General features: G+C 69.2%; 23 protein-coding genes. 7 read left to right on the top strand and 16 right to left on the bottom strand.

Annotation, left to right across the window (positions count from 1 at the left end):
• Positions 1 to 146 precede the first annotated feature (146 nt).
• Both ACTU3I_RS07160 and ACTU3I_RS07155 read right to left on the bottom strand, forming a co-directional pair.
• On the bottom strand, positions 147 to 1364 hold the full coding sequence (locus tag ACTU3I_RS07160; protein ID WP_442924968.1) for an acyl-CoA dehydrogenase family protein: 1218 nt from the start codon (positions 1362 to 1364) through the stop codon (positions 147 to 149).
• Positions 1361 to 2731: an O-acetylhomoserine aminocarboxypropyltransferase/cysteine synthase family protein gene (locus ACTU3I_RS07155; protein ID WP_442924967.1), complete on the bottom strand. Its 1371-nt coding sequence runs from the start codon at positions 2729 to 2731 to the stop codon at positions 1361 to 1363. The genes ACTU3I_RS07160 and ACTU3I_RS07155 overlap by 4 nt, the downstream gene beginning before the upstream one ends.
• A 120-nt stretch (positions 2732 to 2851) precedes the next feature.
• On the opposite strand from ACTU3I_RS07155, the gene ACTU3I_RS07150 reads away from it, so the two are divergent.
• The 7 genes from ACTU3I_RS07150 (at position 2852) to ACTU3I_RS07120 (ending at position 10753) form a co-directional block, all read left to right on the top strand.
• Positions 2852 to 3631: a hypothetical protein gene (locus ACTU3I_RS07150; RefSeq protein ID WP_442924966.1), complete on the top strand. Its 780-nt coding sequence runs from the start codon at positions 2852 to 2854 to the stop codon at positions 3629 to 3631.
• A complete protein-coding gene (locus ACTU3I_RS07145; RefSeq protein WP_442924965.1) occupies positions 3628 to 4875 on the top strand; it encodes an adenosylhomocysteinase in 1248 nt (415 codons plus the stop codon). Before ACTU3I_RS07150 ends, ACTU3I_RS07145 begins: the two co-directional genes overlap by 4 nt.
• Before the next feature lie 23 nt (positions 4876 to 4898).
• A complete protein-coding gene (locus ACTU3I_RS07140) occupies positions 4899 to 6203 on the top strand; it encodes an amidohydrolase family protein (protein WP_442924964.1) in 1305 nt (434 codons plus the stop codon).
• Positions 6196 to 7554, top strand: coding sequence for an NtaA/DmoA family FMN-dependent monooxygenase (locus tag ACTU3I_RS07135; protein WP_442924963.1), 1359 nt, complete (start codon positions 6196 to 6198; stop codon positions 7552 to 7554). The genes ACTU3I_RS07140 and ACTU3I_RS07135 overlap by 8 nt, the downstream gene beginning before the upstream one ends.
• A 192-nt stretch (positions 7555 to 7746) precedes the next feature.
• Positions 7747 to 8979 (top strand): sugar ABC transporter substrate-binding protein, encoded by a 1233-nt coding sequence (locus tag ACTU3I_RS07130; RefSeq protein ID WP_442924962.1) that lies wholly within the window; start codon positions 7747 to 7749, stop codon positions 8977 to 8979.
• Positions 8979 to 9926 (top strand): carbohydrate ABC transporter permease, encoded by a 948-nt coding sequence (locus ACTU3I_RS07125; RefSeq protein ID WP_442924961.1) that lies wholly within the window; start codon positions 8979 to 8981, stop codon positions 9924 to 9926. Before ACTU3I_RS07130 ends, ACTU3I_RS07125 begins: the two co-directional genes overlap by 1 nt.
• Positions 9923 to 10753 carry a carbohydrate ABC transporter permease gene (locus ACTU3I_RS07120; RefSeq protein WP_442924960.1) on the top strand — a complete coding sequence of 277 codons (831 nt, stop codon included), beginning with the start codon at positions 9923 to 9925 and terminating at the stop codon, positions 10751 to 10753. Before ACTU3I_RS07125 ends, ACTU3I_RS07120 begins: the two co-directional genes overlap by 4 nt.
• Positions 10754 to 10759: 6 nt before the next feature.
• Here the strand turns inward: ACTU3I_RS07120 and ACTU3I_RS07115 are convergent, their stop codons facing one another.
• The 14 genes from ACTU3I_RS07115 to ACTU3I_RS07050 all read right to left on the bottom strand — a co-directional run bounded on the left by ACTU3I_RS07115 (position 10760) and on the right by ACTU3I_RS07050 (position 25354).
• Positions 10760 to 10891, bottom strand: a complete 132-nt coding sequence (locus ACTU3I_RS07115) for a hypothetical protein (RefSeq protein ID WP_442924959.1) — start codon at positions 10889 to 10891, stop codon at positions 10760 to 10762.
• Positions 10892 to 10990: 99 nt separating this feature from the next.
• Positions 10991 to 12136 (bottom strand): flavin reductase, encoded by a 1146-nt coding sequence (locus ACTU3I_RS07110; protein WP_442924958.1) that lies wholly within the window; start codon positions 12134 to 12136, stop codon positions 10991 to 10993.
• Positions 12133 to 12888 (bottom strand): alpha/beta fold hydrolase, encoded by a 756-nt coding sequence (locus ACTU3I_RS07105; protein WP_442924957.1) that lies wholly within the window; start codon positions 12886 to 12888, stop codon positions 12133 to 12135. The genes ACTU3I_RS07110 and ACTU3I_RS07105 overlap by 4 nt, the downstream gene beginning before the upstream one ends.
• Positions 12888 to 13454, bottom strand: a complete 567-nt coding sequence (locus tag ACTU3I_RS07100; RefSeq protein ID WP_442924956.1) for a carboxymuconolactone decarboxylase family protein — start codon at positions 13452 to 13454, stop codon at positions 12888 to 12890. The genes ACTU3I_RS07105 and ACTU3I_RS07100 overlap by 1 nt, the downstream gene beginning before the upstream one ends.
• Complete coding sequence (locus ACTU3I_RS07095) at positions 13451 to 14551, bottom strand: LLM class flavin-dependent oxidoreductase (RefSeq protein ID WP_442924955.1); 1101 nt, start codon at positions 14549 to 14551, stop codon at positions 13451 to 13453. Before ACTU3I_RS07095 ends, ACTU3I_RS07100 begins: the two co-directional genes overlap by 4 nt.
• Complete coding sequence (locus tag ACTU3I_RS07090) at positions 14548 to 15444, bottom strand: NAD(P)-dependent oxidoreductase (RefSeq protein ID WP_442924954.1); 897 nt, start codon at positions 15442 to 15444, stop codon at positions 14548 to 14550. Before ACTU3I_RS07090 ends, ACTU3I_RS07095 begins: the two co-directional genes overlap by 4 nt.
• Entirely contained in the window at positions 15441 to 16850 is a 1410-nt protein-coding gene (locus tag ACTU3I_RS07085) for an amidohydrolase family protein (RefSeq protein ID WP_442924953.1), read from the bottom strand. The genes ACTU3I_RS07090 and ACTU3I_RS07085 overlap by 4 nt, the downstream gene beginning before the upstream one ends.
• Before the next feature lie 207 nt (positions 16851 to 17057).
• Complete coding sequence (locus ACTU3I_RS07080) at positions 17058 to 18197, bottom strand: PucR family transcriptional regulator (protein WP_442924952.1); 1140 nt, start codon at positions 18195 to 18197, stop codon at positions 17058 to 17060.
• Positions 18198 to 18308: 111 nt separating this feature from the next.
• Complete coding sequence (locus ACTU3I_RS07075; RefSeq protein ID WP_442924951.1) at positions 18309 to 19322, bottom strand: Gfo/Idh/MocA family protein; 1014 nt, start codon at positions 19320 to 19322, stop codon at positions 18309 to 18311.
• On the bottom strand, positions 19319 to 20740 hold the full coding sequence (locus ACTU3I_RS07070) for an amidohydrolase family protein (protein ID WP_442924950.1): 1422 nt from the start codon (positions 20738 to 20740) through the stop codon (positions 19319 to 19321). Before ACTU3I_RS07070 ends, ACTU3I_RS07075 begins: the two co-directional genes overlap by 4 nt.
• A gap of 21 nt (positions 20741 to 20761) precedes the next feature.
• Positions 20762 to 21784, bottom strand: coding sequence for an ABC transporter permease (locus ACTU3I_RS07065; protein ID WP_442924949.1), 1023 nt, complete (start codon positions 21782 to 21784; stop codon positions 20762 to 20764).
• Complete coding sequence (locus ACTU3I_RS07060; RefSeq protein WP_442924948.1) at positions 21781 to 22770, bottom strand: ABC transporter permease; 990 nt, start codon at positions 22768 to 22770, stop codon at positions 21781 to 21783. Before ACTU3I_RS07060 ends, ACTU3I_RS07065 begins: the two co-directional genes overlap by 4 nt.
• Positions 22767 to 24266 carry a sugar ABC transporter ATP-binding protein gene (locus ACTU3I_RS07055; RefSeq protein WP_442924947.1) on the bottom strand — a complete coding sequence of 500 codons (1500 nt, stop codon included), beginning with the start codon at positions 24264 to 24266 and terminating at the stop codon, positions 22767 to 22769. Before ACTU3I_RS07055 ends, ACTU3I_RS07060 begins: the two co-directional genes overlap by 4 nt.
• A gap of 68 nt (positions 24267 to 24334) precedes the next feature.
• On the bottom strand, positions 24335 to 25354 hold the full coding sequence (locus tag ACTU3I_RS07050; RefSeq protein WP_442924946.1) for a sugar ABC transporter substrate-binding protein: 1020 nt from the start codon (positions 25352 to 25354) through the stop codon (positions 24335 to 24337).
• Positions 25355 to 25614 lie beyond the last annotated feature (260 nt).

Genomic DNA, 25614 nt, shown 5'->3' with positions numbered 1-25614 from the left:
TCCCCCGGGCCGCTGCGCGGGCCGGCGGGACGTGCCGAACTCCTCAAGAACCGGGTCGCACCCGCTCCCGCCCCCCGATCCGGCCACACAGGCCCCGATCTTGAGGAGTTGTGCACGCCGCCGCCGGGGCCCCGCGCGCCGCGGGCTCAGGTGTAGAGCGAGATGGGCTGGCGGACCCCGGTGAGGAAGTCGGCCCCGACCTCGAGCTTCTTGTAGTCCACCGGGTCGTGGAGGCTGTGCGTCCGGATGTTGCGCCAATGCGCGTCGAGTCCGACCCGCGTCGCGGTGGAGCTCGATCCGGTCGCCTCGAACACGCGTGTCGTGACGTCCACGGCCGTGTCGCTGGAGACGACCTTCACCCGTGCGACCTGGATAGCGAGATCGCCGCGGTCCTCGGCCGTGACGTCGGCGCCGCGGGCGATGACCGCGTCGTACACGGCGTTGACCCGATCGGTCAGCGCCTCGACGGCCGCGACCTGCGACACGAGCTCGCCGTACAGCCGCCGGACGAAGGGGTCGTCGCGGTAGCGGTCGGCGGTGCTGAGGAACCAGGCGTTGGACCGCGCGTTCGTCAACCCCCGCGCCTGGGCGAGCGCCCCCTCCGCGATCCCCAAGTAGAGGTTGCCGAAGATCAGCTGGATGCCGGGGGTCACAAGGCTCTGGAACGGTTCGTCGGTGCCGAACCCGAGCACATGCTCCGCTCGAACCGGCACGTCGGTGAACCGCACCGAATTGCTCGCGGTGAGGCGCTGCCCGAGGTGGTCCCAGTCGTCGAGGACCTCGACGCCCTCGTGCCCGGCCGGCAGCACGGCGAAGGCGAGCCGCCCCGCCTCCGGGCCCTCGTCGACCACGGCGTTGACGAGCAGTGCGTCGCCCACCGCAGAGCCCGTCGAGAACCGCTTCGTGCCGTTCAGGCGGTAGCCCTGGCCGTCGACGGTCAGCACGAGCGACGGGTCGACGGGGTTGACCGAATCGCCCCACACCCAGCGCCCCTCGACGCTGCGCCGGAACCATCCGTCGCGCTCGGCCGGATCGGCGACGAACGCGATGTTGGTCTCGTTGGCGTAGTGGTAGCCGAGAAGCTGCGCGATGGAGGCGTCGACGCGCGCGAGGATGCGCACCGCGCGCAGTGCCGACGACCAGTGCCCGCCGCCTCCGCCGACCTCGGCCGGGTCGAGCAGCGTCGTGAGACCGGAATCCTTGAGGAGCGCCGCCTCCGCGAACGGCGGCTCCCCGCGGCGATCGCGCTCGAGCACGTCCACGGCGAGCGCGTCGGCCACGGCCTGGGCGACGGCGTCCCACCGGACGTGCTCGGCGGCGTCGGCGACACCGGTCCAGTGGCTGCGCGTGACGGTGGCGGTCATCGATCCTCCTCGGATGCGGGAAAGCGGCGTTCGACGGCCTCCAGGGCCTGGTCGAGGTCGCCCAGCAGATCGGCCACCGTCTCGATGCCGATCGAGAGACGCACCAGCCCGTCGGCGATGCCGAGGCGATCGCGGAGCTCCTGCGAAAAGGTGAGATGCGTCGTGGTCGCCGGATGAAGCGCCATCGAGCGCACGTCCCCGATGTTGGTCATGCGGCTGATCACGCGAAGGCTGTCGACGAACACCTCGGCGCCCGCCCGCCCGCCGCGCACCGTCACGGCGAAGACCGACCCGGACCGCCCGCCGTACGCCCGCTCGGCGACGCCGTGCAGCGGATGCCCCGGCAAGCCCGCGTAGTCGACGTCGACGACCGCCGGATGCTGCGCCAGATGCCGCGCGACGGCGACGGCGTTGTCGAGGTGCCGCTCCATCCGCAGCGAGAGCGTCTCGATGCCCTGCTGCAGGAGGAACGCGTGCACGGGCGAGAGCGCCGGCCCCAGGTCGTTCACGATGCCGCCGCGCAGGTACAGCTCGAGCGCACGCCGACCGTGCACCTCGAGGATCGAGGGCTTGCCGGGCGCGGCGGGTTCGGTGATGCCGGGATACGCACGCCCCGCGTTCGCCCAGTCGAAGTTGCCGCCGTCCACGATGATCCCCGAGATCGCCGCGCCATGACCGGTGAGGAACTTCGTCCCCGAATGCACGACGACGTTCGCCCCGTCCTCGAGAGGGCGGCTGAGATACGGCGTCGCGATCGTGTTGTCGACGATCACCGGGATGCCGTGGCGTCGCGCGATCCGCACCACCGCCGGGATGTCCACGACGTCGTTCTTGGGATTGGGAATCGTCTCGGTGAAGATCGCCTTGGTGTCGGGCCCGATCGCGGCCTCCCACTCAGCCTCGTCGCCCGGGTCCCACACGTAGTCGACGTCGACGCCGAACCGCGCGAAGGTGCGGCCGAACAGGATCCGCGTGCCGCTGTAGATGCTCGCGGTGGAGACGAACCTCTCCCCCGCACCGACGAGGCCGAGCACCGCGGCCGTGATCGCGGCTTGCCCGGAGGCGACGACGATGGCCCCCGTGCCCCGTTCGAGCGAGGCGATCCGGCGCTCGGCGACCCCGTTGGTGGGATTGAGGTTGCGCGAGTAGATGTGACCCAGGTCCTCTCCGCCGAAGCGGCGGGTCGCCTCGTCGAACGAGTCGAACCGGAAGGCGGCGCTGAGGTAGATGGGTGCGGTGCGGGCACCGTAGGCCGGCTCGTCGAACTCGCCGGCGTGCACCTGCCGGGTGTCGAAGCCGTAGGCGTCCCAGTCGTAGACCGGATCGGCCGCCTCGGGCGACGGCGCGGCGTCGGGTACCTCGCTCATGCCTCCGACCGTAGAGGGCGCCGCCGCATCCCGCCGCTTCGCCGTCATGCTCCGTCACGCGCGCACGACGTCGCTGGTCGCGATTGGCGCCGGCAAGCCGCCGCGCCGTAATCTTCGGCCGTGACGTCCGCACATTCCTGGCCGCTCGTCGATGCCCCGCTGCACGCGCTGGCGCTGTCTCGACGGGTCCTCGACGACCGCTCCCGCCCCGCCCAGCCCGAGGTCGTGCTGTGGCGCGACGCCCCGGCGCTTCCGGATGCGGTCGCCGCCGCCGTCCGTGAGGCGTGGCGCCTCGACATCCGAATCACCGCCGAGGGGCGACCGATCGGTCAACTGCCCTCGTTCGCGGCCGTGCTCGCCCAGGCACGGGGAGAGCAGATCGTGCGGGCGCTGTCACACCGCACCAACCTCGTCCTCCCCGGCGCCCGTGCGGCCGTGGTCGGGGACGGCGCGATCGCCGCGGCCCTCGCGCGGATGCTGCGCCGCGGCGGTGCTCGCGTGCTCCGCGCCGCAGCCGACCCCGGCGTACGGCTGCAGGCTCGCCTCGAGGGGATCGAGGTGCTCGCGAGCGACCCGGAGACATGGCCGGCCGTCGACTACGTCGTCGTGACGGGCGAGGGTACGGCCGCGCTGGACCCGGCGACCGTGAGCGGCGTGGCGATCGACGCCTCCTTCGACGGCAGCGGGCTCGGCGCTGCCGACGGAGAACCCGCACGACAGTTCGTCACGCAGACGGGTGCGCGCACGTGGGTCGTCGCAACGCCGCCACCCATCGCCGACCCGCGTGCCTCGACCGACCTCGACCGGCATCTCGCCGACGTGCTCGTCGCCGCTTCGGCCCTCGTCGCGACCGACCCCGCCACCGCCGACGCGCGCTTCGCCGAGCTGGTGCTCGCATGAGCCGCATCGCCGATCCGGCGCTGTGGCGCGAGGGGGCCGAGCGCATCGCGTGGGCACGCCGTTTCATGCCGGCGACCACCGCGCTCGCCCGCGAGCTCGCTGAGTCGGGGATCGTTCGCGGCGTACGGGTCGCCGTCTCCGACGTGCTCGAGCCGAAGACCGCCAACGTCGCGCTCGTCCTCGCCGAGGCGGGCGCCGAGGTCGCCGTCTCGTGCGCGGGCCGGAACACCGACGACGCCGTGGCCGCCGCTCTCGACCACGCCGGCATCCCGGTGTTCGCGTTCCGCGCTGCGGGGGCTGCCGAGGATCGCGAGAACGTGCTGGCGCTCCTGGACTGGCGCCCCGATGTGATCGTCGACGACGGATCGGCCACGATCCGCATCGCCCACACCGACCGTCCCGCGCTCGTCCGCGATCTGATCGGGGCCACCGAGCAGACCACGAGCGGCGTGCGTCCGCTGCGCGAGATGCAGCGCCGCGGCGAGCTCGGAACTCCCGTCATCGCCGCCAACGACGCCCGAACGAAGTCGCTGTTCGACAACGCCCACGGCACCGGCCAGGCGGTCGTGCTGGCCGTGGCCGACCTCCTCGGCGAACCGATCGCCGGCCGTGAGGTGGCCGTGGCCGGTTTCGGGCGGGTGGGGTCGGGCATCGCCCGCGCGGCGGCCGCCCTGGGAGCGCGCGTGACCGTGTCGGAGGTCGACCCGGTCGCCGCCCTCCAGGCCGTGTTCGCCGGCTACGCCGTCGAACCGCTCGCCGACGCGGCATCCCACGCCGACATCCTGATCTCGGCGACGGGCATCGCCCACACGATCTCGCTGGAACACCTCGAGCGCCTCCCCGAGGGCGCCGCCGTCGCCGTCGGGGGCGGTGTCGGGCAGGAGATCGCCCTGGCGGATGCGGCGAGCGCCGGCACCGTGGAGACCGAGCGGGCGGGCGCGGTGTCGACCCTCCGACTTCCCTCGGGCCGCAGCATCCGGATCCTCGACGACGGCAACTGCATCAACGTCAGCGCCGCCGAGGGCAACCCGGTGCAGATCATGGACCTGTCGTTCGGGGTGCAGCTGGCCGCCGTGGAACACCTCGTGCGCTCCCGCGGTGAGCTCGAAACGGCTGTGCACATCCTCCCCGCAGCCGCCGACGACCGAGTCGCGGCCCACGCGCTCGCCTCCTTCGGGGGCGGGGTCGACATCCCCTCCGACGCCCAGCGCGACTTCCTCGCCTCCTGGCGCCCGCGATCCTGACACCCGAACCAGGAAGAATCCGAATGACCGCTGTCACCGTCCATCGCGCTCGCGCCGTGCTCCCCGTCGCCGGCCCGCCGCTCGCCGACGGCGCCGTCGTCGTCCACGGCGACCGCATCGTCGACGTGGGAACCCACGACGAGGTCACGGCGCGGCTGGGCGATGCGCGCGTCGACCGCGTCGAATGGGACGGCGTGCTCACGCCCGGGCTCGTCAATGCCCACACCCATCTGCAGTACACGCACATGGCCGAGGTCGGGCAGGCGACCCATCGCGGCTTCGAGACGTGGATGCAGGCGTTCATGGCCCTGTACGAGCGGGAGCACGACTGGCTCGGCTCCGCCGCGGAGGGTGTCTGGCTGTCGCTTCGCAGCGGCACCAGCGCGGTCGCCGAGATCGTCACCGACCCCGACGCCGGTTCCGCCGTCCACGACGCCGGCCTCTCGGGCGTCGTCTTCTGGGAGGTGCTCGGCTGGACGGATGCCGCATGGGCCGACGGTGGCCGCGCCACCGTGCTCGATCAGCTGCGGAGCCTGCCCTCCCCTCCGCCGACCGGCATCTCGCCGCACGCCATCTACTCCCTCGACACCTCGGTGATCCGCGATCTCGCCCGTCTCGCCCGAGAGCTCGGCGTGCGCTCGCACATCCACGCCGCGGAGTCGGCGTGGGAGGACGCCTACGTCCGCACCGGCACCGGCGAGCTCGCCGACCGCTGGCGGGCGAACGGACGCGGCGAGTTCGCGCTGCTGCAGGGCGGCGGGAGCGGCAAGAGCGTCATGGGTTACCTCGACGGCCTCGGCGCCCTCGGTCCCACCACGCACCTCGCGCACGGCATCTACGTCGACGCCGACGACCGCCGGCTGCTGCGCGAACGCGGCGTGTCCGTTGCGCTCTGTCCGCGATCGAACGCCGTCATCGGCCTCGAACCGCCGCCCATCGCCGACTACCTCCGCGAGGGGAACCCGATCGCGGTCGGCACCGACTCGCTCTCCTCCTCACCGTCGCTGAACGTGCTCGACGATGTGGTGGAGCTGCACCGCCTGGCGCGCGCGCAGGGCTACACCGACGACGATCTGCATGCGCGTCTGTTCGCCGCCGCCACCGCGGGCGGGGCGCGCGCGCTCGGCTTGGACATCGATCCCGCCCCGGCCGGCACGCTTGCTCCCGGCGCCCGCGCCGATCTCGCCGTCTTCCCCGTCGCCGCCACCACGCCCGGCGACGCCCTGGCGGAGCTCGTCGAATCCGGAGCATCCGAGGCCCTGGCGACCCTGGTCGGCGGGCGGATGCTGTGGAACGCCGACTCCGCGAAGGAGAACGCCGGTGTCTGAAGCTCGTCCGCTGTTCTTCGGCCTGTACGAGCAGGCGTGCGTCGGCAACGGATCCGGAGCGGTGAGCCTGTGGACCCACCCCGCAGACGAGCGCCTCACCGCCACCGGGCTGCGGTACTGGCTCAACCTTGGCCGCACGGCCGAGGAGGCCGGGTTCGACCTGTTCTTCTTCGGCGACGTGCTGGGGCTCTACGACACGTATCGCGGGTCGGCGGCGACCGCGCTGGAGTGGGGCGTCGAGCTTCCCGCCCACGACCCGCTGTTGCACATCCCGGCGCTGGCCGCCGTGACCGAGCGCATCGCGTTCGGGGCCACGGTCTCGACGACGTACGAGCATCCTTTCGCGCACGCTCGGCGCTTCAGCACGCTCGACCACCTCACGGCGGGGCGGATAGCGTGGAACATCGTCACCTCGTACCTGCCGGGCGCGGCGGCGAACTTCGGGCTCGACGTCCTCGCGCACGATCGCCGCTACGACCGGGCCGACGAGTTCCTCGAGGTCGTCTACGCGCTGTGGGAGCGCAGCTGGGACGACGACGCCTTCGTCGGCGACAAGGCTCGGCGCCTCTTCGCCGAGCCTTCGCGCGTGCATCCGATCGACCACGTCGGCGACAGCTTCCGCGTCGCGGGGCCGCACCTCAGCATCCCGTCGCCGCAGCGCACGCCCTACCTCATCCAGGCCGGATGGTCGGCGCGCGGGCGCGAGTTCGCCGCGCGGCATGCCGAGCTGATCTTCGTGGGCGACTCCGATCCCGCGGCGATCCGCTCGGGCCTCGCCGGGATCCGGGCCCGCGCGGCCGAGCTCGGCCGTGACCCCGAAGACATCCGCGCCGTCGTCGGCATGAACCTGCTCATCGCTCCGACCGACATCGCCGTGCAGGAGAAACTCGACGGCTTCCAGCAGCATTACAGCAGCGACGCCCAGCTGGCGGCGTACGCCGGCTGGAGCGGCATCGACTTCGCCCGCTACGCCGACGACGAGCCGCTGACGAAGCAGCAGACCACGCACACTCAGACCGCCGCCACGCGCTCGGACACCCCGCCGGTGCTCGCCGGCGACATCCGCCGGCAGTTCGCCTCGGTCACGGCTTTCGCCGACGACCGGTACATCGGCACTCCGGATGCGGTGGCTGCGAACATCGAGCGCTTCGTCGAGGAGTCGGGGGTCGATGGGTTCCTCCTGCACCAGTTCGTCTCCCCGGGCTCTCTGGAGGACTTCGCCGAGCTGCTCGCGCCGCGGCTCCGCGAGCGCGGACTGTTCGGTGGCCGGCCCCAGGACGGAACGCTTCGCTCCCGGATGCGCGCCGACCGCTCCGACCGGCTTCCCCCGTCGCATCCTGCGCGGGCCTGAGGCCGGCCGGCCGGCCGTCCGTCCGTCCGTCCGCACAACAGCGCCGGCCCGCGCGGCACGGTTTCGTGACCGCGTGTTTCGCCTGTCACGCGCCGGAAACGTCGAACCGCGAAACTGCTGTCACGGCATCCGCCGTTCCTTTACTCCCGACGGCTCCGGTGCACCTCCGGCCCGATTAAGGACACAGCACGAATGACATCTCCGGTGACGCGCGCACGACGCGCTCTTCCCCTGGCCGCCGGCGCGGCCGCCGTCCTCCTCCTCGCCGGCTGCTCCTCGTCGGGCACCCCGTCCGGGGATGCCACGGGCTTCGAGGGCGTCGAACTGACGGTGTGGAACAACATCGACTTCGACCCGTACCAGACCCTGCAGAAGGGCTACTTCGAGTCGTGCGCCGAGGACCTCGGCATCACGGTCGACGTGCAGACGCAGTCAGGTGACTACACCACGAGCCTGCTGCAGGCAGCGAGCTCCCAGTCGCTCCCCGACATCGCCCTCCTCAGCACCGACACGCAGCTGCCTCAGCTCGCCTCGCAGGGCGTCCTCGCCGACCTCGGCGAGCTCGGGCTCTCGACCGACGGCCAGGCCGAGAGCGTCGCCGCGCTCGGCGAGTACGACGGCGCCCTCTACGGTCTGCCGGTGCAGGTCGAGGACTACGCGCTGTTCTACAACGTCGACGCGTTCGCCGCCGCCGGCATCGAGACCCCGCCCGCGACCTTCGAGGAGCTCGTCACGACCGCCAAGGCACTGACCACCGCCGACCAGCAGGGCATCGCGCTCCCGGGCATCGGCGGCGACGGCTCGACGCCGGTGTACTTCCTGCCCTTCCTCCTCAGCGCCGGCGGCGACCCCGCCGACCCCGAGAGCGAGGGCTCGCTCGCGGCGATCGACCTGTACAAGCAGCTCGTCGCCGATGGCAGCCTCTCGAAGGAGTTCGTGAACTGGGGCTGGGACTCCATCGACCAGTGGACCTCCGGCACCGCCGCCATCACGGTCTCGGGTCCCTGGAACCTCGTCGACACCAGCATCCCGTTCGAATACGCCACGGCACCGATCCCCACGCTCGAGGGCGAAGAGGGGAAGGTCAACCTCCTCGGATACGCCTACGGCATCGCCGAGCAGGAGGACGCCAACCGCAAGGCTGCCGCGGCCGCGCTCGTGGATTGCCGCGCCGCCGAGGAGAACCAGGTCGAGACGGCGGTGCAGGGCGGCTACATCCCCGCGCTGACCGCCGCGCAGGAGGCCTTCGTCGCCGAGGTGCCGGCCGCCCAGTCGTTCGTCGACTCGGTCAATGGCGCCTACAACTCCGCTGAGCTGGGCACCGAGTGGAACACGCTCCAGCAGCAGTACGTCGACGCGATCCAGAACGCGACAGTCAACGGCGACAGCGCCGCGGATGCCGTCGCGAAGGCCCTCCAGGGTTGATGACCTCGCCCTCCGTGGCGACCGACCGGCCGGGGGCTTCCGCCTCCGGCCGGTTCCGGCTGACCCTCACTCGGCGTCGCGGCGTCGAGCTGTGGGTGTTCCTCCTTCCCGCGATCGCGTTCTTCGCGGTGTTCTTCCTCTTTCCCCTCGGCTACGGCGTGTTCATGAGCACGACCGACTTCACGACGGGCACCTTCATCACCGGCAAGGCGCCGTTCGTCGGCCTGCAGAACTTCGTCGACATCTTCGCCTCGCCCGTCACGGGCACCGCCATCGCCAACACGCTGATCATCACGGTGACGGCGGTCTCCGCAGAGCTCGTCCTCGGCATGGCACTGGCGCTGCTGTTCAACCGGCGCTTCCCCGGCAGCCGCTGGCTGCCGTTGCTGATCCTCCTTCCCTGGCTGCTTCCGGCCGTGGTGGTCGCGACGATCTGGAAGTCTCTGCTGGCGGGGCAGGGGGCGATCAACGACGTCCTCGGGGCGTTCGGGCTCCCCGGGACGGCGTGGCTGGCTGAGCCCGCCACGGCCCTCGCGGCCGTCATCGTCGTGGCGGTGTGGGCGAGCCTGCCCTACTGGTCGACGATCCTGTCGGCCGCGCTCAAGCAGGTGCCGCCCGAGCAGCTCGAGGCCGCGCAGCTCGACGGCGCCGGAGCGGTCAAGCGCCTGTTCCACATCATCATCCCGGCCATCTGGCCGGTGATCTCGGTGCTCGTGGTGATGAGCGTGGTCTACACACTGCTCATCGTCGACCTCGTCCTCGCGCTGACGCAGGGCGGGCCCGCCAACTCCACCATGACCCTCGGGGTCCTCTCGTACCGGTCGGCGTTCCAGCTCTTCGAGTTCGGTCACGCCGGCGCATACGGGATGCTGCTGCTCGTCATCAGTCTCGGGTTCGCGATCGTCTACACCTGGCTGTCGGCGCGCCGCGAGAGGACAGAACGATGAGTGGTCCTCTCACCCGCCGTCGGCACCGCCGCTGGCTGTGGACGGTGCTGACCGTCGCGATCCTCGCGATCTACCTGTTTCCGGTGTACTGGATGGTGTCGGCCTCGCTGCAACCGGGGGCCAACTCCGTGAACACCGACTGGTGGCCGACCGAGGCCAGCGTGACCGGATATGGCGAGGCGCTGGAAAGCGGCGGTCTCGACGGGCTTCGCGTCAGCATCCTCGTCGCCCTCGGGTCGGTGGCGCTGACGCTCCTCGTCGCGATCCCGGCGAGCTACTCCCTCAGCCGGCTGCGCTCGCGCGCGGTCAGCATCGGCCTCATCCTGCTGCTCCTCGCTCAGATGATCCCGAGCATCGTCCTGGCCAACTCTTTCTACGCGATGTTCAACACGTGGGGTCTTCTGAACTCGTATCTCGGACTGATCCTGGCGAACTCCACCGCGAGCATCCCGTTCGCGATCATTCTGATGCGCTCGTTCATGCTGCGCTTGGACACCGAGGTGATCGAGGCGGCCACGATCGACGGCCTCGGTCCGCTCGGCACCCTCCGACGCATCGTGGTGCCGCTCTCGCGCAACGCGATCATCACGGCCGCCGTCTTCACGTTCCTGTTCGCCTGGGGCGACCTGCTCTTCGGTCTGACGCTCGTCACGCGCAACGAGATGTACCCCGTGACGGTGTTCATCTACGCGCTGTCGAACTCGAACCTCAACACGTGGGCCGCCACCATGGCGGCGTCGCTCGTGGCGAGCCTTCCCGCGCTCGTGGTCATCTTCGCCGCACAGCGCTACGTCAAGGACGGCATCGCCGTCGGCACGGGGCGCTGAACGACGTCAGTCGTCGTCAGTCGCGGTGAAGTCGCCGGTGATCGTGTCTTCGCGCTCGACGTCGCGGACGACGTCGGTCTTCAGCTCGTCGGCGGGATTCTCGTCATCGGGTGAGATCGGGGGGACGGGACTGCTCATCGGAAAGCTCCTTTCAGCCGTTCCCACGATACGAAGCCGCGACGTCCGCGCCATGCGGGTTGCGCGCGGGGCGGCGCGAGGATAGGAACGGATGCCGGGTCACATGACTCCGCCGCTGAGGGCGAGCACCTCCCGCGCGCGGTCCTTGGCGATCTCGGAGTACTTCACCGCCGACCCCTGAGCGCGCGTCTTATCGCCGGCGCGGAGCGCCTGCACCATCTGGCGTTGCACGTCGACGAAACGCTGGGAGGTCTCCGCTGTCGCGCCGAAGCTTCGGGTCATCACCGACTTGATCGCGAGACCCTCGAACATCGCGGTCAGCACCGGGCTGTCCGCGAGCGAGACCAAACTCTCGTGAAAGCGGTAGTTCGCCTCGAGGTAGGCGTCGAAATCGACGAAGCGGTCCTCGACGAGGAGCGCCGCCATCTCGTCGAACCGGGCCTCGAGCTCATCGAGCGACTGCGGGGCGACCTCGCCGCAGACCTTCTCGATCACGCCCAGCTCGATCACCAGTCGCGCGTCGAAAGTCGCGTCCGACGACCTCGTGTCGAAGGGCAGCACGACGTAGCCGGCGTCCAGTTCCCGACGGACCAGCCCGTCCCCGCTCAGGCGCGTGAGCGCGTAGAAGATGGACGACTCCTCCGCTTCGAGCGTCACCGCGAGGTCGGCGACGCTGAGAACGGCGCCCGGCGCGTACTCGCGTGTGAGAACGGAGTGGCGCAGAGCACGGTAGACGGCATCGTCCCGGACCTGCGCGAATTTCCCGAACCCGCCGCGGAAATACGTCAGGGGCTGCCCCTGACCGGCCTCCGCTTTGACGACGCGGCCGATGTAGATCGTATGAGTGCCTCCTACGACCGACTCGACGACTTCGCACTCGATCCGCGCCAGGGCGTCCTCCAGGAGGGGCGCTCCCAGAACGCCCTCCCGCACCGCGACCCCGGCGAACTTGTCCGTGCTCGGGGCAGCGAATCGATAGGCCAGATCTCCACCGCGCTCGGCCAGGATGTTGACGGCGTAATGGCCGGTCTCGGCCACCGCGGTCGCCGTCGGTGCGGAGTTGTTGATGCACACCAGCATCAGTGGCGGATCGGCGGAGAGCGAGGTCACCGAGCTCGCAGTCATCCCGTGCCTGCGCTGGGAGGAGCCGGTGGTGATGACGGTCACCCCTGAGGCGAGGTGTCCCACCACGTTGCGGAACTCCCGCCCGTCTACGGCGGGCAGCGCGGTCTTCGAGTCGTTCATGATGAATCTCCTTGAGCAGGGCCGGGGGTGTCGTCGAGAAAGGCCCGGACGACGCGGGCGAACTCGGCCGGATGCTCGACGGCGGCGGCGTGGGCGCCCGGGAGCCAGTCCAACCGTGAGTGCGGGATGCGATCCCGAAGACGGGGGGCGGCATCGAGGAAGACCTGCCCGTCCCGTTCACCGCACACGACGAGCGTCGGAGCCGCGATGCGCGGGGCATCGGCGTCGAGGTCGACTCCGATGAGGAGCTCGCAGGCCCGGGCATAGGCCTCACCCGGCATCTCGCGGAGGCTCTGCTCGCACCGACGGACCACCGGGCCGCGAGCCCGGGCGAAGTCCTCCGTGAACCAGAGGCCGAGGGTCGGTGCGATGATCGGCTCCATCCCGACAGAGCGCGCCGTCTCCGCGCGATCGGCCCACATGCGCCGCATAGGCTCCGGGTAGCGCGTCACCGTGTCGGCGAGCACGAGTCGGTGAACGAGGGCGGGGTGGGTAACGGCCACTCTCTGCGCCAGCAGGCCCCCCAGGGACACGCCGATGAGGTCCACCGGGCCGGTGAGCCGGGACTCCAGCTCCGAGATCAGCTGTCCGGCGGGCACGTCGATGTGGGCGTTGAGTGGCAGCTGCGGGGCACTGCCGTGCCCGGCGATGTCGAGCGCGAAGACGTCACGGTCGCTGAGATGCTCCCGCACCGGCGCCCAGAAGTCTCGATCCGACCCGAGCGGATGGAGCACGACGACGGGGCGGGGCATCAGGGCACCATCCCCGGCAGGTGATCGGGCCGGCCCGTCGGCGCCGTGCCCGCGACGTTCATGGTGAGCGCCAGCATCGTGTAGTAGCCGACCGTGGAGACGAGCTCGACCACGATCTGCTCTCCGAGGGAGGCAACGGCGTCGAAGACCGGGGTCGTCACATTGCCCTGCGCGAGCAGCGAGTCGACGAATTCCCATACGAAGCCGAACTCGGCTCGCCCCGACGACGGTCGACGATGCTCCGCGATGTCGCGCACCACCTCGACGGGCACTCCTGCCGCAACAGCGAACGGGCAGTGATAGTCCCACTCGAACTCCTGGTGCCAGTGACGGGCGACAGTGAGGATGGCCAGCTCGAAGAGATCGTTCGAAACGGCACTGGAGAAGCGGAGATATTCACCCACTCGCTGCACCCGTGTCATGAGCTCGGGGGCATGCAGGAGAGTCACGAACGGACCGAACAGCGCGCCCCGCGGTCCCGAGCGGATGGCTGCGGACGCTTCACGCTGCGCGTCCGTCCACTCCTCCTCCGCGGGGAGGGAGAGCCGCGAGAACGCAGCGCTCATGACCGTCCGACCTCCGTGTTCACGATGGGCATGACCTCGTTCGCCATCAGTTCCATCGATCGGCGGCCCAGGCCCTCATCGACCCAGTCCATCCCCGCGTAGACGATCTCTCCGAAGTCGCCGACCTCCTCGCGGAAGGCGAGGATCTCGGCGGCGACCTGCTCCGGCGTTCCGCTGATCACGAGGTCGTCCATGATGCCTTCGAGCGTGACAGACTCGTCCGGCATGTCGCGATCGGACTTGAACAGCTCGAGTCGTCCCAGACGTCGCATCTTCTTCAGCATCTGCGAGTAGTAGAAGCGATACGGACTGTCTTCACGCCGTCGCCCGTAGTCTTCGGCGACCGTGGCGTCGTCGGCGACGAAGATGGTGCGAGCGATACGCCAGTCGCTGGTGTCGGCCTCCGCGCCGGTCGACTGCTTCCCTTGGACGTAGTTCGGCCAGTGCGTCTTCACCCACTGCGGGAGGAGGAAGTTCGCCGAGAGCGGGTGGAAGTCCTTCTGACCCATGGCGATGACGCCCTTGGAGAACGGTGCCACGACGGTGCCGACGATCTCCGGTCGCGGCTCCTGGAGCGGCTTGGGAAGGATCCCCACCGAGAGATCGCGATCGAACGACCGCGCGGTCGACACCTCGAACTGGTTGCCGGGGAACCTGAGCTCGTAGGGCGGCTCGCTCTCCCAGATCGCGGTGATCACCTCGATGGCGTCGGCGAACAGCTTGTTGCGATCCGTATCGAGGATGCCCAGCGCTTCGGCGTCCGACGCGAGCGCCCCGGGGCTGATGCCGAGGATGAACCTGCCGTCGGCGAGGTGGTCGAACATCGCGGAGTTCGCCGCCACGAGCACGGGGTGCTGCTGTGAGAGGTTGGTCGTCCCGGTCGCCAGCTTGATCTGCGAGGTTTCGGAGATCAGCGTGGCCAGGAACAACAGGCTGTTCGTGACGTTCTCATGTTCATCGGTGAGGTGCTCCCCGATGAAGGCGTCATGGAAGCCCAGGCGGTCCGCGAGGATGACAGCCTCGCGATCCTCGGTGAGCGTCTCCTGCCACGTGCGCCCGTGGGGGTGCAGCGGCATCGCGAAATATCCGAGTCTCATATCGGTTCCTTCCCGGAGTCAGTGGGTGAAGTGCGGAGGACCTCGTACACGCACGCCGCGTCATGGGTCCCGCGACCCTGGCGGGCGGCCGTGGCGTAGACGGCCGACGTCTCCTCGACGAGGGGCATCGGGGTACCGGAAGCCGCGGCGAGATCCCGGATCGCACCGAGGTCCTTGACGAAGATGTCGACGCTGGCCGTTGCCGGCTCATATGCCCCGTTCAGCATGAGCGGGCCGCGCACCCGCAGCATCTTCGATCCCCCGGCGCCGTCCTGTACGGCTTCCAGTGTCGCGGCGGGGTCCAGTCCCGAACGCTCCGCGAGCAGGAGCGCCTCGGCCGCGGCGAGGTTGTGCACGGCGACGAGGGAGTTCGCGACCAGCTTCGTCTTCGTCCCGTTGCCGAACGGCCCCACGTGGTAGACCGTGCGGGCGAACGCCGACATGATCGGCTCCACGGCGGTGAGATCGGGCCGGCCGTCGTAGCTGAGATAGGCGACGACGTCTCCGGATGCCGCCTGAGCGCTCGTTCCGCTCAGCGGGGAGTCCAAGAGGACTAAGCCGCTGTCGTCAGCCACCGTGCGCGCCGCCATCTTCTCCCCGAGAGTCAGCGTGCTTGTCTCCACGACGGTGCGCGGGAGGCCAGTCGCGCCGATCTCCGCGAGGACCGCGTGCACGGCCCGCGCGCTCGGTAGCGAGGTGAGGATGACATCGGCTGCGTGGGCGACTGCGGCGACGTCCTCGGCCGCGATCCCGCCGGCATCGACGTGCGCGGCACGCGCGGCATCGGAGAGGTCGTAGCCCACGACCCCGTAGCCCGCGCGTGTGAGCGCGTCGGCGATCGGTCGCCCCATCGCGCCCAGACCGATGATACCGACCCGGCGACCGGCGCTCATGCCTCCGTCGCTTCGCGCTGCACTTTGTGGATTCCGGGAATCCACGACCCGCCGATGCGGGCGTCGGCTGTCGAGGGACGATCCAGCGCCGCGCGGAAGAGATAGTCGCGAGACTCCACTGCACGGCGCTGGACGTCCCTCACGTCATCGCGCACCAGGCGGCCGTTGCGCTTGACGACCTGTCCCCGAACGAACACCGTGTCGACCAGGCCGTTGTGACCCGAGTAGACGAGGGCGCCCGCGGGATTGTTCAGGGGCGCCATCCCGAGACCGTCGGCCCGGACGATGATGACGTCGGCGTCCTTCCCGGGTGTCAGCGAGCCGGTGACGTGATCGAGGCCGCACGCGCGGGCTCCCTGAATCGTGGCGAACTCGATCGCGTCCATGCAGCTGAGCCGAAGCTCTTCCTGCTCCCCCGGCGTCTCCTCGGCGGCGTTGTCGAGAGCGCGCTGGATGGCGATGGTCGCCTTCATGGCGTTGAACATGTCACCGCCGTTGGACACGCATACGTCGACGGAGATGCTCGGCCTCACGCCGACATCGAGCAGCTTGCCGGTCGCGGGCCACCCCATGCCCATCTGGGCCTCCACGTCGGCGGACACCGATGCGCTGCCGCCCGAGTCGGCGATCATCTGGTATTCGTCGTCGGCCAGCGTGCAGCAGTGCACGTGGGTGACGCGCTCGTTGAGCATCCCGTGATCGCGCATCCAGGCCACCGGACGCTGCTTGCCCCACTCGCCATCCCCGTTGTGCACGGTCACGCGGGTCCCGAGTTCCTGGATGAGCCTCCAGTCGGCGTGTGCGACCTCCGGGACGCTGAACTGCGGGCCGCGCAGCGCGAACGCCATCGTCACCAACTGATCGGCCGAGGAGAAGTACTGGTCGCGAATCCGCAGGACGTCGCGCGTGTGCGGAACCGTGCTCGGCAGGTTCCACATCGTGGCGCCCCCGCCGTGGGCGAACACCGAACGCATGCCGGAGGCCTTCAGCGCCTCGACGGCGGCGTCCGCATGCTGGGGCGTGTCGAGGTTGTGGGACCAGTCGAGCAGCGTCGTGATCCCGCCGTCGAGAGCCTCCAGCGCACCCAGGAGGTTTCCGTTGTACGTGTCCTCTGGACGGAAGTCTCCGCTCAACCCCAAGTGGACACCCATCAGATATTGGCCATGGGTCCAGTCGGATCCGATGTGACGGATGACCGACTGCCACAGGTGCCGATGCGAGTCCACGAATCCCGGCATCACGATGGCGCCGGCGGCGTCGATGATCTCCGCGTCATCGGCGTCGATGTTCGGCGCCACGGCGAGGATCTTGCCATCCTCGATGAGCACGTCTCCAGAGTCGAGCTGACCGATGGCCGGGTCGACACTGATGACGGTGCCGTTCTTGATGAGAGTGCGAGAAGCCATGGGGTCACTCCTTTGTCGTCCAGCAAGGCTCTGATGTGAAGTCAAGCGAGTCCGCCGATCCCCCGCAGTGTGCGAAGGCATGAGAACGCCGTGCCCGCTTTCACGGTTTGCGTGAGTCCCGGAAGTCGGCGGGGCCCGGGACACCGCTCTTGGGGGGAACCGACGCCCTGACGCCGTCATCCCTCGCCGCACCTGGGGACGGGAGCCTCAGCCGGTGGCGTAGAGACGCCGGAGGCGGAGGGCGACCTGCAGTTCCGTTCGCCGATCCTGGAGCGGGCCGATCAGTTCCTGCGCACGCTGCAAGCGGTTCCGCACGGTGTGCTCATGGAGTCCGAGACTCTCGGCCGCTGCGACATGGCTGCCGAAACGGAAGGATGCCGCGATCGTGTCCCGCAGGCGCGCGGCGTCGACGGTGTCCGCCGCGAGAGGGCCGAGTTCTTGTCGGACGAACTCCTGCGCCAGCGCCGGGCTCTGGGTGAGGAGGATCTCCAGCCGCACGTCCGCGAACTGCAGGACTCCGGAGGCGACCTGGCCGGCGGTCATGCCGCGCCGGATCTCTTCGATGCTCTCGACTTGGGCGTGCGCCTCCCGCAGACCGGCGCGTCCCGACGCCGCCGCGCTCACCGACGCGGTCTCGCCCGAGGTGCGCAACACATCGACCAGGTCCGCGATCCGCTGCGGCGTCCAGGGTGAGCTGGAGCCAAGCCACAGCACGGCAGACTCGATGTTGCGCCCGTACACGAGGCTTCTCTCGAGCGGGATGGCACGCCGCAGTGTCGCGAGCACCCGCCCCGCCGACGGCGCAGGGACGTTCGGAAGGAGCACCGCGACGTGCTCGCCGTCGACGGCGTAGTCGAGTGTCACAAGGTCGGCCGGGTCGAGTGCGTCGTCGCCGGCGAGCAGTCCCTCGATGAGGCGCTGGCGGATGTGGTGCCGCGAGCTGTTCATCGCCTCCTCCGATGCCGCCAGGTTCGCCGACATCTGCGAGACGACCGCATCGTGGTACACCATCACTGTCGCCGCGAGGGACTGCTGAGCACGCGCCTGCTCCGTGGCGCCCACCTGAAGCCGCTCGGCGATGCTGGCAACCAGTTGCGACCATTCCTGCCACTGCAGGAAGAAGCTGAGGCGATACGAGCGCTGCATCGCGACCTGGGTGACGCGCATCTGCGCCTCCATGTTCGTGAAGCGCAGGCGGTTTTCCAGGGGCACGTCGTCGAGCGTGATGTCCCCCACCAGGACGTCCCTCAGGGCGCGGACGTTCTCGGCGACGCTGCACGAAAGCGACTCCACGAAGAGCGCGTCGTCAATGAGAGAGGGGAACGCCGCGGCCGAGCACCGTTTCACGATGCGCTCTCGCAGCGAGTCAAGTGGGTGCTCGAGAACCCTCCGCAGGGACCATCGCGGCAGAACCAGCGGGAAGCTGGAATCTGACTGCATCACGACTGTTCCCCGACCTCAGGATGCTCGGACGTGCTCGATCCGGCCACTCGACGCTGAACGGACGATCGCCTCGAAGGCGTTGACGTTTCGCTGGATATCTCTCGCAGCAACAGGATAGGGGGCCTCGCCACGAATGCCTCGCGCGAACCGCTCGAGGTTCTCGCGCACCCCGGAGAACGGGGGGAGGTGGGTCTCCTCGATGTCGGCGTCGCGGCGGGCGAGACGCACGTCCCATCCGGTGGATCGCTCGGGGTGGCTACGGTCGCGGATCTCGTACCAGCCCTCGGAGCCGATGAGGCACACGCGCCCGATGAACGGGGTCGCGAGCACGGCCGTGATGCAGGCTGTGGCGCCCGAGGCGAAGCCGAGCGTGACCGTCAACGTGTCGCCGTTGCCGAACGAGGTCGCGAGCGTCCCCAGCCGCGCCCACACGTCCACGGGCTCTCCGAGCACGCTGATCGCGAGATCCACCAGGTGGATGCCGGTGGCCGAGAGGGGTCCTACCGGTGCCGCTGTGGCCGACAACCGCCAGTTGTCGGGCGGGAGCGAGAGAAACTTGTCCTGACTGAAGTTGCCCTCGAAGACGAGAAGGGTCCCGAGGTCGCCGTCGGCGACGAGGCGCTGCATTTGCTGCACGGCGGGCTCGAACCGGCGCTCGTGTCCGATCCCCACGTGGACGCCCGCCTCCCGGGCTGCCGCGAGCGCCGCTGTGGCCTCGGCCGAGGTGACGGTGAACGGCTTCTCACTGAAGACGTGTTTGCCCGCGGCCGCGGCCGCGATGATCTGCTGGGCATGGAGGGCGTGCGGGGTGCACAGGATGACGGCTTCGACCTCGGGATCTGCCAGCGCCTTCTCGAAGGAGTCGGTCGTGCGCACGCCGCGGCCTTCGATCTCGGCTCGGCGCACGGCATCGGGGTCGACGCCCAGGACGGGTCGGATATGCGTGCTGTCTGCAAGGTTGGCGGCGATGGTCGATCCCCACCATCCGAGACCGACGATCGCTGCACCGACACGCTGTGCGTCAGTCATCGGCTCATGTTCCGCACGGCCGTCTCCTCGACGGAGATGAGCGACATGCTCTCCTCGGGGGGGAGCACCACGCCGGTGCTCTGCCGCACCGCGTCCAGGATCGCGTCCCGCGACTCCTCCGCCATGCGTCGTGCCGCGGCGTAGTCCACTCCGACGAGGCGACCGCCCCTCTTGACGATCTTCCCCCCGACCAGCACCGTGTCGATGTCAGCCGGGTGCGAGTGGAAGACCACCATTCCGGCCTCTTCCAGGATCGGCCACATGTTGGGCTCGTCGCCGCTGATCACGATGATGTCCGCCTGCTTGCCTTTCTCCAGGCTCCCGGTCACCGAACCCAGGCCGAGCGCTTCGGCGCCATTGATCGTGCCCCATGCCAGGGCGTCCATCGCGCTCGTCTCGAGCACGAGCGGCATCTCCTTGCGGGCATTGAAAGTGTCGTTCACCCGTACACGGGCATCCTGCAGACCGAGCCTCAACTGTCCGACGATGTCGCCGCCGTTGAGAGTGATGATGTCGCACCCGACGGTCGACCGGATCCCGTACTTCCTCGCTTCGTTGAAGATCGGGTGGCCCATGCCCATCTGGATCTCGGTGTCGGGGGTGGAGACGACCGTGCAGCCCGCGTCGGCCAGCATGCGGAACTCGTCCGGCGTGCTGGTGTTGCAATGAACGTGGATCTGGCTCTCATGAAGCAGCCCCGCCCGATGCATCGGTGCCACACCCTGCGAGACGGTGACGCCGAAGTAGTTGTTGTTGTGGATGGACTGCGGGATCCGCATGTCCAGCGCGGCCTGGATCTCCTTCACGCTGTCGCTCCATGGGATGAGGCCCGTCTCGGTGAGTGCCAAGCCCATCGTGACGAGCGCACGCCGGGAGGGCAGAAGCTCGTCATGGATACGGTGCGCGTCGGCGATCCGGTCCTCCACACTCGTGAATGCGGGATGATCCACAGGGGCCGGGACGAGACCATAGCCGTAGACCGCCCGCATGCCGCTGCGAAGCAGTGCCTCCACCCCCGCAGTGGCGTGGTCGGGGCTGTTGTTGCTGTGGGAGTAGTCGAAGACCGTGGTCACCCCCGCATTCAAGGCTTCGAGCGCGCCGATGTAGTTGCCCGCCGCGATGTCCTCCGGCCGGAGCACCGGCGAGATGCTGAACCGGATGCCCCGCATGTACTCGTGCAGCGTCCAATCGGCCAGCATCGAGCGGAGATTCGTCTGCCACATGTGCCGGTGGTTGTCGACGAAGCCGGGCATGACGATACCCCCGCGCGCATCGATGATCTCCGCGTCGTCCCGCGGGAGGTCGTGGCCCACCGCGAGGATGACGTCATCGCCCACGAGCACCTCGCCCCGCGAGATGGTACGGCGCTGCCGGTCCATCGTGATGACGAAGGCGTTCGTGATGAGCTTTTTCTGCATGGCTTCTCCTGGAAAGATCACTCAAGCGGCGGACTGTCGCGTTCGCACCTGGCGAGCGCGGGCGAGATTTCGAAGTACGACTGGAGTTGCGAACACCGTCACGATCACGAGGAGCGTGCCGGTCACGAGGCTCGTGACGTACTGAGGGCTGACCATGTCGGTGAACAACTGCGACAGGAAGCACAGACCGAGAGCCCCGGCCGCGATCCCCACCGGGGTGCCGCGACCTCCTGTCAGGGCGATTCCACCCAGGAGCGCCGCCGTCACCGCGAAGATGAGTGGGCTGAGACCGGGGTTGGACGCGGCAGTGGCCACACCGTAGCTCTGGAGTGTCCCTCCCAGTGCAGCAAGCATGCCCGAGGTCGCGAAAGTGCCGATGACGATCGGGGTGACGCGGACCCCAGCGGTGCGGCTCGCCCGCCTCCCGCCACCGGTCGCACGCAGGTCTCGGCCGAGCGGAGTGGCAAGGAAGAGTGCCGCCAGGGCGGCGATCACGACGATCGCGATGCCGCTGCGTAGCGAGAAAACGCCCAGGAAGGGGCTGTTGAGGGCCCCGGTGACGTCGAAGTTCGCGTACGGCTGGCTCCGGTTGTCGCCGATCGTTCCCGTCGCGCCGAGGGCGACGAGATAACCGGCGAGCGTGACAGCCATGGAGTTGACTGCGAAGCGCGCCACCAGGAACCCCTGCAGCGCGCCGAAGGCACCGCAGACGACGAGTGCGGCGAGCGCGCCGTAGATCGGGTTCTCGCCGCCCAGCTTGACCGCGATCATCCCGCCCAACGCGTAAGTCCCCACGACCGAGAGGTCGAACTCCCCGATGATCATGGTCAGCCCGAGCGCCAACGCGACCAGTCCGAGCGCCGCGTAGCTCTGCAGTGAGTTGTAGACGCTGAAGATCGTCACTGAGCGGCCGCTGAGGGTGGGGATCACGAACAGCACGATCAGCATGCCGACAGCGAACGCGATCGGCCAGAGGGACACGATCCGGCCGCGGCGTGAGCGCGCGGATGCGGTCACCAGCGTGGTTGTGGTCGTGAGCCTCATCGCGCTTCTCCGGTTCTCGAGTTCACATAGTTGAGGACGACGACTGCGCCGACGATCAGCCCGAGGATGAGCATCTGCAACGGCGGGGAGAACCCACGCAGCAGGAGCATGTCGGAGACCGCGGCGATGAGGATCGCCCCGGCCGCGGCCTGCAGCACCGACCCTCGTCCACCTGCCACTGCGAGCCCTCCCACGAGGACCGCGGCGATCGCGTCGTAGGTGAGGGTGCCGGTCGTCGTGAGGGTGCCGCTCTGGTTGAAGGCGCCGAGCAGAACACCGGCGATCCCTGCCGTCACCCCGGCGATGACGAATGCCCCTGTCGTCAAACGCGTCACCGGCAGCGCGGCGGCGCGGGCGGCTTTCGGACTGGCGCCCATCAGGATGAGCTGCCGACCGAACACGCTCCGCCGCAGTCCGATCTCGCCCAGGACGACGACCACGACGAACACGTACACCGGAAAGGGGATGCCGAGCAGGGGCGCCGCCAGGAAGGAGAAATCCGGCGAACCGGGCGGCGGATTCACCGAGGTGCCGCCCGAGATCCACGTGGCTGCGCCCTCCAGCAGGGCCCCGGCGCCGATGGTGATGATGATCGGGTTCGCCCCGAATCGGCCGACCACGTACCCCTGGACGCCGACGATGAGAGCGCCGAGGACGAGGGTGCCGATGATCGCCGGGACGAGCCCCGCGCCCAGCAGACTGAGGAATGCCATCGCACAGACGGCCACGGTGGTTCCCAGCGACATCGAGAAGAGGTTGCCGCCGATCACGATGGCGGCGGCGCCGACGGCGATGATGCCCACGACAGCGGCGGAGTTGAGGATCGCGCGCATGTTGGCAAGGGTGTAGAACCCGTCCGTCGTGAGCGATCCGATGAGCAGCAGCACGATGAACGCCAGCGCAGCCACCCGGGCAGGCGGGAGGTGACGCGCGAACGTGGCGGCGGCGCCGGTTTCCGGGGGGCGGATGTCGGTCGTCGCGCTCATGCGGCCTGAACCTGCTTTCCATGGGTCATGTCGGTGAGGACCTGCGCGGGGGTGACGGCGCCCCGCGTGTAAACGGACACGACCCGCCCGCCGAACATCGTCACGACGGTGTCCGACAGCTCCAGTACTTCATCGAGCTCCGTGGAGGAGAACAGCACAGCGCTGCCGTTGCGGGACGCGTCACGCACCAGATCGTGGATCTCGGCGCGCCCTCCGACATCGACGCCGCGGGTCGGCTCGTCGAGCACCAGCAGGCGACAGCCGTCCTTGTCGAGAGACCGTGCGACGAGGACCTTCTGCTGATTACCGCCGCTCAGCGCGCCCACCGGTGTGCGCCGGCGCCCCGGTGCGATGCCGGTGAGCTCGAGCAGGCGCTTCACCGCGCGACGCTCACGCAATGAGTCGACGAAGCCGGTGATGCTCACGCGGGGCAGGCGTGTGGAGACGAGGTTGCGGGCGATCGAGTGGCTGAGGAAGAGCCCATCGATCTTGCGATCGCTCGTGGTGTAGAGGACGCCGGCCCGCGCACTGCGAAGCGGCTCGCCGAGCTTCAGTCGCTTGCCGTCGACCGCGACCTCCCCCTCCGCGTGCGGAACGAGGCCACCCAGGGCGCGCAGCACGTCGCTGGCCCCGCATCCGACCTGGCCCGCGAGCCCGACGATCTGGCCCGGCGCGATGGCGAGGTCGAACCCGACGAGGCGGGGTGCGACGGCGAGATCGCGGATCTCGACGAGGGTACCTTCACCACTCGGCGGCCGCACCTCCGTGCTCACCTCCGGCAGATGACCGAGCATCATCTCGACGATCGACTGGCGGGTGAGGCCTCGCACATCCTCGGTCCCGACGCATGTGCCGTCGCGGAAGACCGTCGCGCGGTCGCAGAGGTCCAGGATCTCACCGAGTCGGTGGGAGACGTAGATGATCGACCTGCCGTCGGCAGCCATCCGGCGCACGGCGCGGAAGACCATCTCGATCTCGTGGTCGCTGAGTGTCGCGGTCGGCTCGTCGAGGATGAGGATGCGCGCGTCCCGGCTGAGCGCCCTCGCGATCTCGATGAGCTGCTGCTCGCCGAGCGGCAGCGCCCCGACGGAGTCGGAGAACTGGACGCGAGACAGACCCAGGGAGTCGAGGATCTCCCGCAGCGCCTGGGGGTCGGGCACATGACCGCGTGCCGCGCCCAAGGTCAGGTTCTCGCGGACCGACAGGGTAGGCACGAGGCTGAGCTCCTGATCGACGAGGGCGACCCCGTTCGCCTGCGCCTGGCGGGGTGAGCGCGGCTCGACGGCCGCACCGTCGATCAGCACCTCACCGCCGTCGGGCTGCACGAGGCCGGCCAAGACCTTCACCAGGGTGCTCTTGCCGGCGCCGTTGTGGCCCAGCAGAGCGTGGATCTCTCCCGGTTGCACGCGGAAGCTCACTCCGGCGAGAGCCTGTACCGCGCCGTAGCGTTTGGAAATGTCTCGCACATCCAGGCGAGGGGGTGTGTTTGTCGTCATGATGGGGCTCCTTCGGGAGCGGCCCGCCGCGCGGACCGCTCCCGTTCAGCGTGTCGACCGGATGGGGATCAGGAGGTGCTGCACTCGGCGGCGAACTCGTCCACGTTCTCCGCGGTCACCCGGTGCACCGTGTTGAGGTTCACGGGCGGAATCTCTCCGTCCGCGAGGAACTTCAGCGCCCACTGCACGACCCACTCGCCCTCGGCCGTGGGGGTCTGGGTGCCCGTTCCGTACTGCAGGCCCGCCTTGATGTTGTCGATGCCGACCTTGAAGCAGTTGCTGCCGGTCACGATCAGTCCGTCGTTCTCGACCCCGACGGGGATTCCGGCCTGAACAGCGCTCTGGATGACCGCGTTTGCGAGATAGTCGGCCATCCCGTAGGCCGCTTGGATTCCGCCCTTGCTCTCATACTCCGCGAAGAGCTGGGTGGCGATCCGACCGGCCGCTGCCGGGTCCCAATCGGTGTTGCGCTCCTCGACCAGCTTGTAGCCCGGGTATTTCGCCAGCTCGGCCTTGAACTCCTTCATCCGCTCCCCGCTCGTGGCTGTCGTGTCCGACCCGGCGAGCGCGATGATGTTGGCCTCTTCGAGACCGCGCGCCTGCAGACCCTCCACGATGTTCTGCGCGGCGAATTTTCCGAGCGACCCGTGGTCGGCGTCGACCGTCATCGCGAGGTCTTCCGCTCCCGGAGCCAGCCGCGAGTTGCTCACGATCACGGGGATCCCCTGCGCCTTCGCCTGCTGCAGCGAGGGCACCACGGAGTTGTCGTCGGTCGGCGCGAGCAGGATGAGGTCCGGTCGCTGAGCGATCGCCGACTGCAGGTTCTGGATCTGGAGCGCGACGTCGAACGGATCCTGGAGATATTCGACAGTGACGCCCTCGGCCTCGAGGCCATCGATGATGGTCTTGTTGTAGACGGCGCACCAGGGATTGATGTCCCCGCAGTGCACCATGATCACGCGCTTGCCGGCGACGCTGCCGTCGCCTTCGGCGGCCGGGTCACCGGTGGAGGGGGCAGCAGCGCCGCCCGAGCACGCGGTCAGCACCATTGCCGCGGCGACGGCGAGAGCACCGGCGATGCCGCGCACCCGTCCCCGCCGAGGTCCGGATGCTCCTCGCGCAACCGCGTGTGTCGAACGGATTCCATGGCCGATCCTGTTCATGCGTTCCTCGCTTTCTCGGTGGGCGTCTTCGCCATCACGTCGCCGAGCGCCTTCGCTCGAATCGAAGTAGACCGCACAGAAGACGTCCGTCGCAGTGTCGAGCGACGTGAAGAACGGCGCGCGGAATCACGTAACCCGTGAGGTCGGTCTCCGACGATGTCGGGCTGAGGGCGGGAGCGGAGCGG

The sequence above is a fragment of the Microbacterium sp. RD1 genome (assembly GCF_052220165.1).
In the GTDB taxonomy this organism is placed as follows: domain Bacteria; phylum Actinomycetota; class Actinomycetes; order Actinomycetales; family Microbacteriaceae; genus Microbacterium.
The sequence above is the reverse complement of the archived record's forward strand: the minus strand, read 5'-3'. Positions and strand labels throughout refer to the sequence as shown.

Coding starts and splice junctions, on each gene's coding strand:
- ACTU3I_RS07075 (WP_442924951.1), bottom strand. CDS start 19,322: ATGACTGACGCACAGCGTGTCGGTGCAGCGATCGTCGGTCTCGGATGG.
- ACTU3I_RS07120 (WP_442924960.1), top strand. CDS start 9,923: ATGAGTGGTCCTCTCACCCGCCGTCGGCACCGCCGCTGGCTGTGGACG.
- ACTU3I_RS07105 (WP_442924957.1), bottom strand. CDS start 12,888: ATGCCCCGCCCCGTCGTCGTGCTCCATCCGCTCGGGTCGGATCGAGAC.
- ACTU3I_RS07130 (WP_442924962.1), top strand. CDS start 7,747: ATGACATCTCCGGTGACGCGCGCACGACGCGCTCTTCCCCTGGCCGCC.
- ACTU3I_RS07095 (WP_442924955.1), bottom strand. CDS start 14,551: ATGAGACTCGGATATTTCGCGATGCCGCTGCACCCCCACGGGCGCACG.
- ACTU3I_RS07140 (WP_442924964.1), top strand. CDS start 4,899: ATGACCGCTGTCACCGTCCATCGCGCTCGCGCCGTGCTCCCCGTCGCC.
- ACTU3I_RS07125 (WP_442924961.1), top strand. CDS start 8,979: ATGACCTCGCCCTCCGTGGCGACCGACCGGCCGGGGGCTTCCGCCTCC.
- ACTU3I_RS07100 (WP_442924956.1), bottom strand. CDS start 13,454: ATGAGCGCTGCGTTCTCGCGGCTCTCCCTCCCCGCGGAGGAGGAGTGG.
- ACTU3I_RS07090 (WP_442924954.1), bottom strand. CDS start 15,444: ATGAGCGCCGGTCGCCGGGTCGGTATCATCGGTCTGGGCGCGATGGGG.
- ACTU3I_RS07115 (WP_442924959.1), bottom strand. CDS start 10,891: ATGAGCAGTCCCGTCCCCCCGATCTCACCCGATGACGAGAATCCCGCC.
- ACTU3I_RS07070 (WP_442924950.1), bottom strand. CDS start 20,740: ATGCAGAAAAAGCTCATCACGAACGCCTTCGTCATCACGATGGACCGG.
- ACTU3I_RS07155 (WP_442924967.1), bottom strand. CDS start 2,731: ATGAGCGAGGTACCCGACGCCGCGCCGTCGCCCGAGGCGGCCGATCCG.
- ACTU3I_RS07160 (WP_442924968.1), bottom strand. CDS start 1,364: ATGACCGCCACCGTCACGCGCAGCCACTGGACCGGTGTCGCCGACGCC.
- ACTU3I_RS07110 (WP_442924958.1), bottom strand. CDS start 12,136: ATGAACGACTCGAAGACCGCGCTGCCCGCCGTAGACGGGCGGGAGTTC.
- ACTU3I_RS07145 (WP_442924965.1), top strand. CDS start 3,628: ATGAGCCGCATCGCCGATCCGGCGCTGTGGCGCGAGGGGGCCGAGCGC.
- ACTU3I_RS07085 (WP_442924953.1), bottom strand. CDS start 16,850: ATGGCTTCTCGCACTCTCATCAAGAACGGCACCGTCATCAGTGTCGAC.
- ACTU3I_RS07060 (WP_442924948.1), bottom strand. CDS start 22,770: ATGAGCGCGACGACCGACATCCGCCCCCCGGAAACCGGCGCCGCCGCC.
- ACTU3I_RS07065 (WP_442924949.1), bottom strand. CDS start 21,784: ATGAGGCTCACGACCACAACCACGCTGGTGACCGCATCCGCGCGCTCA.
- ACTU3I_RS07055 (WP_442924947.1), bottom strand. CDS start 24,266: ATGACGACAAACACACCCCCTCGCCTGGATGTGCGAGACATTTCCAAA.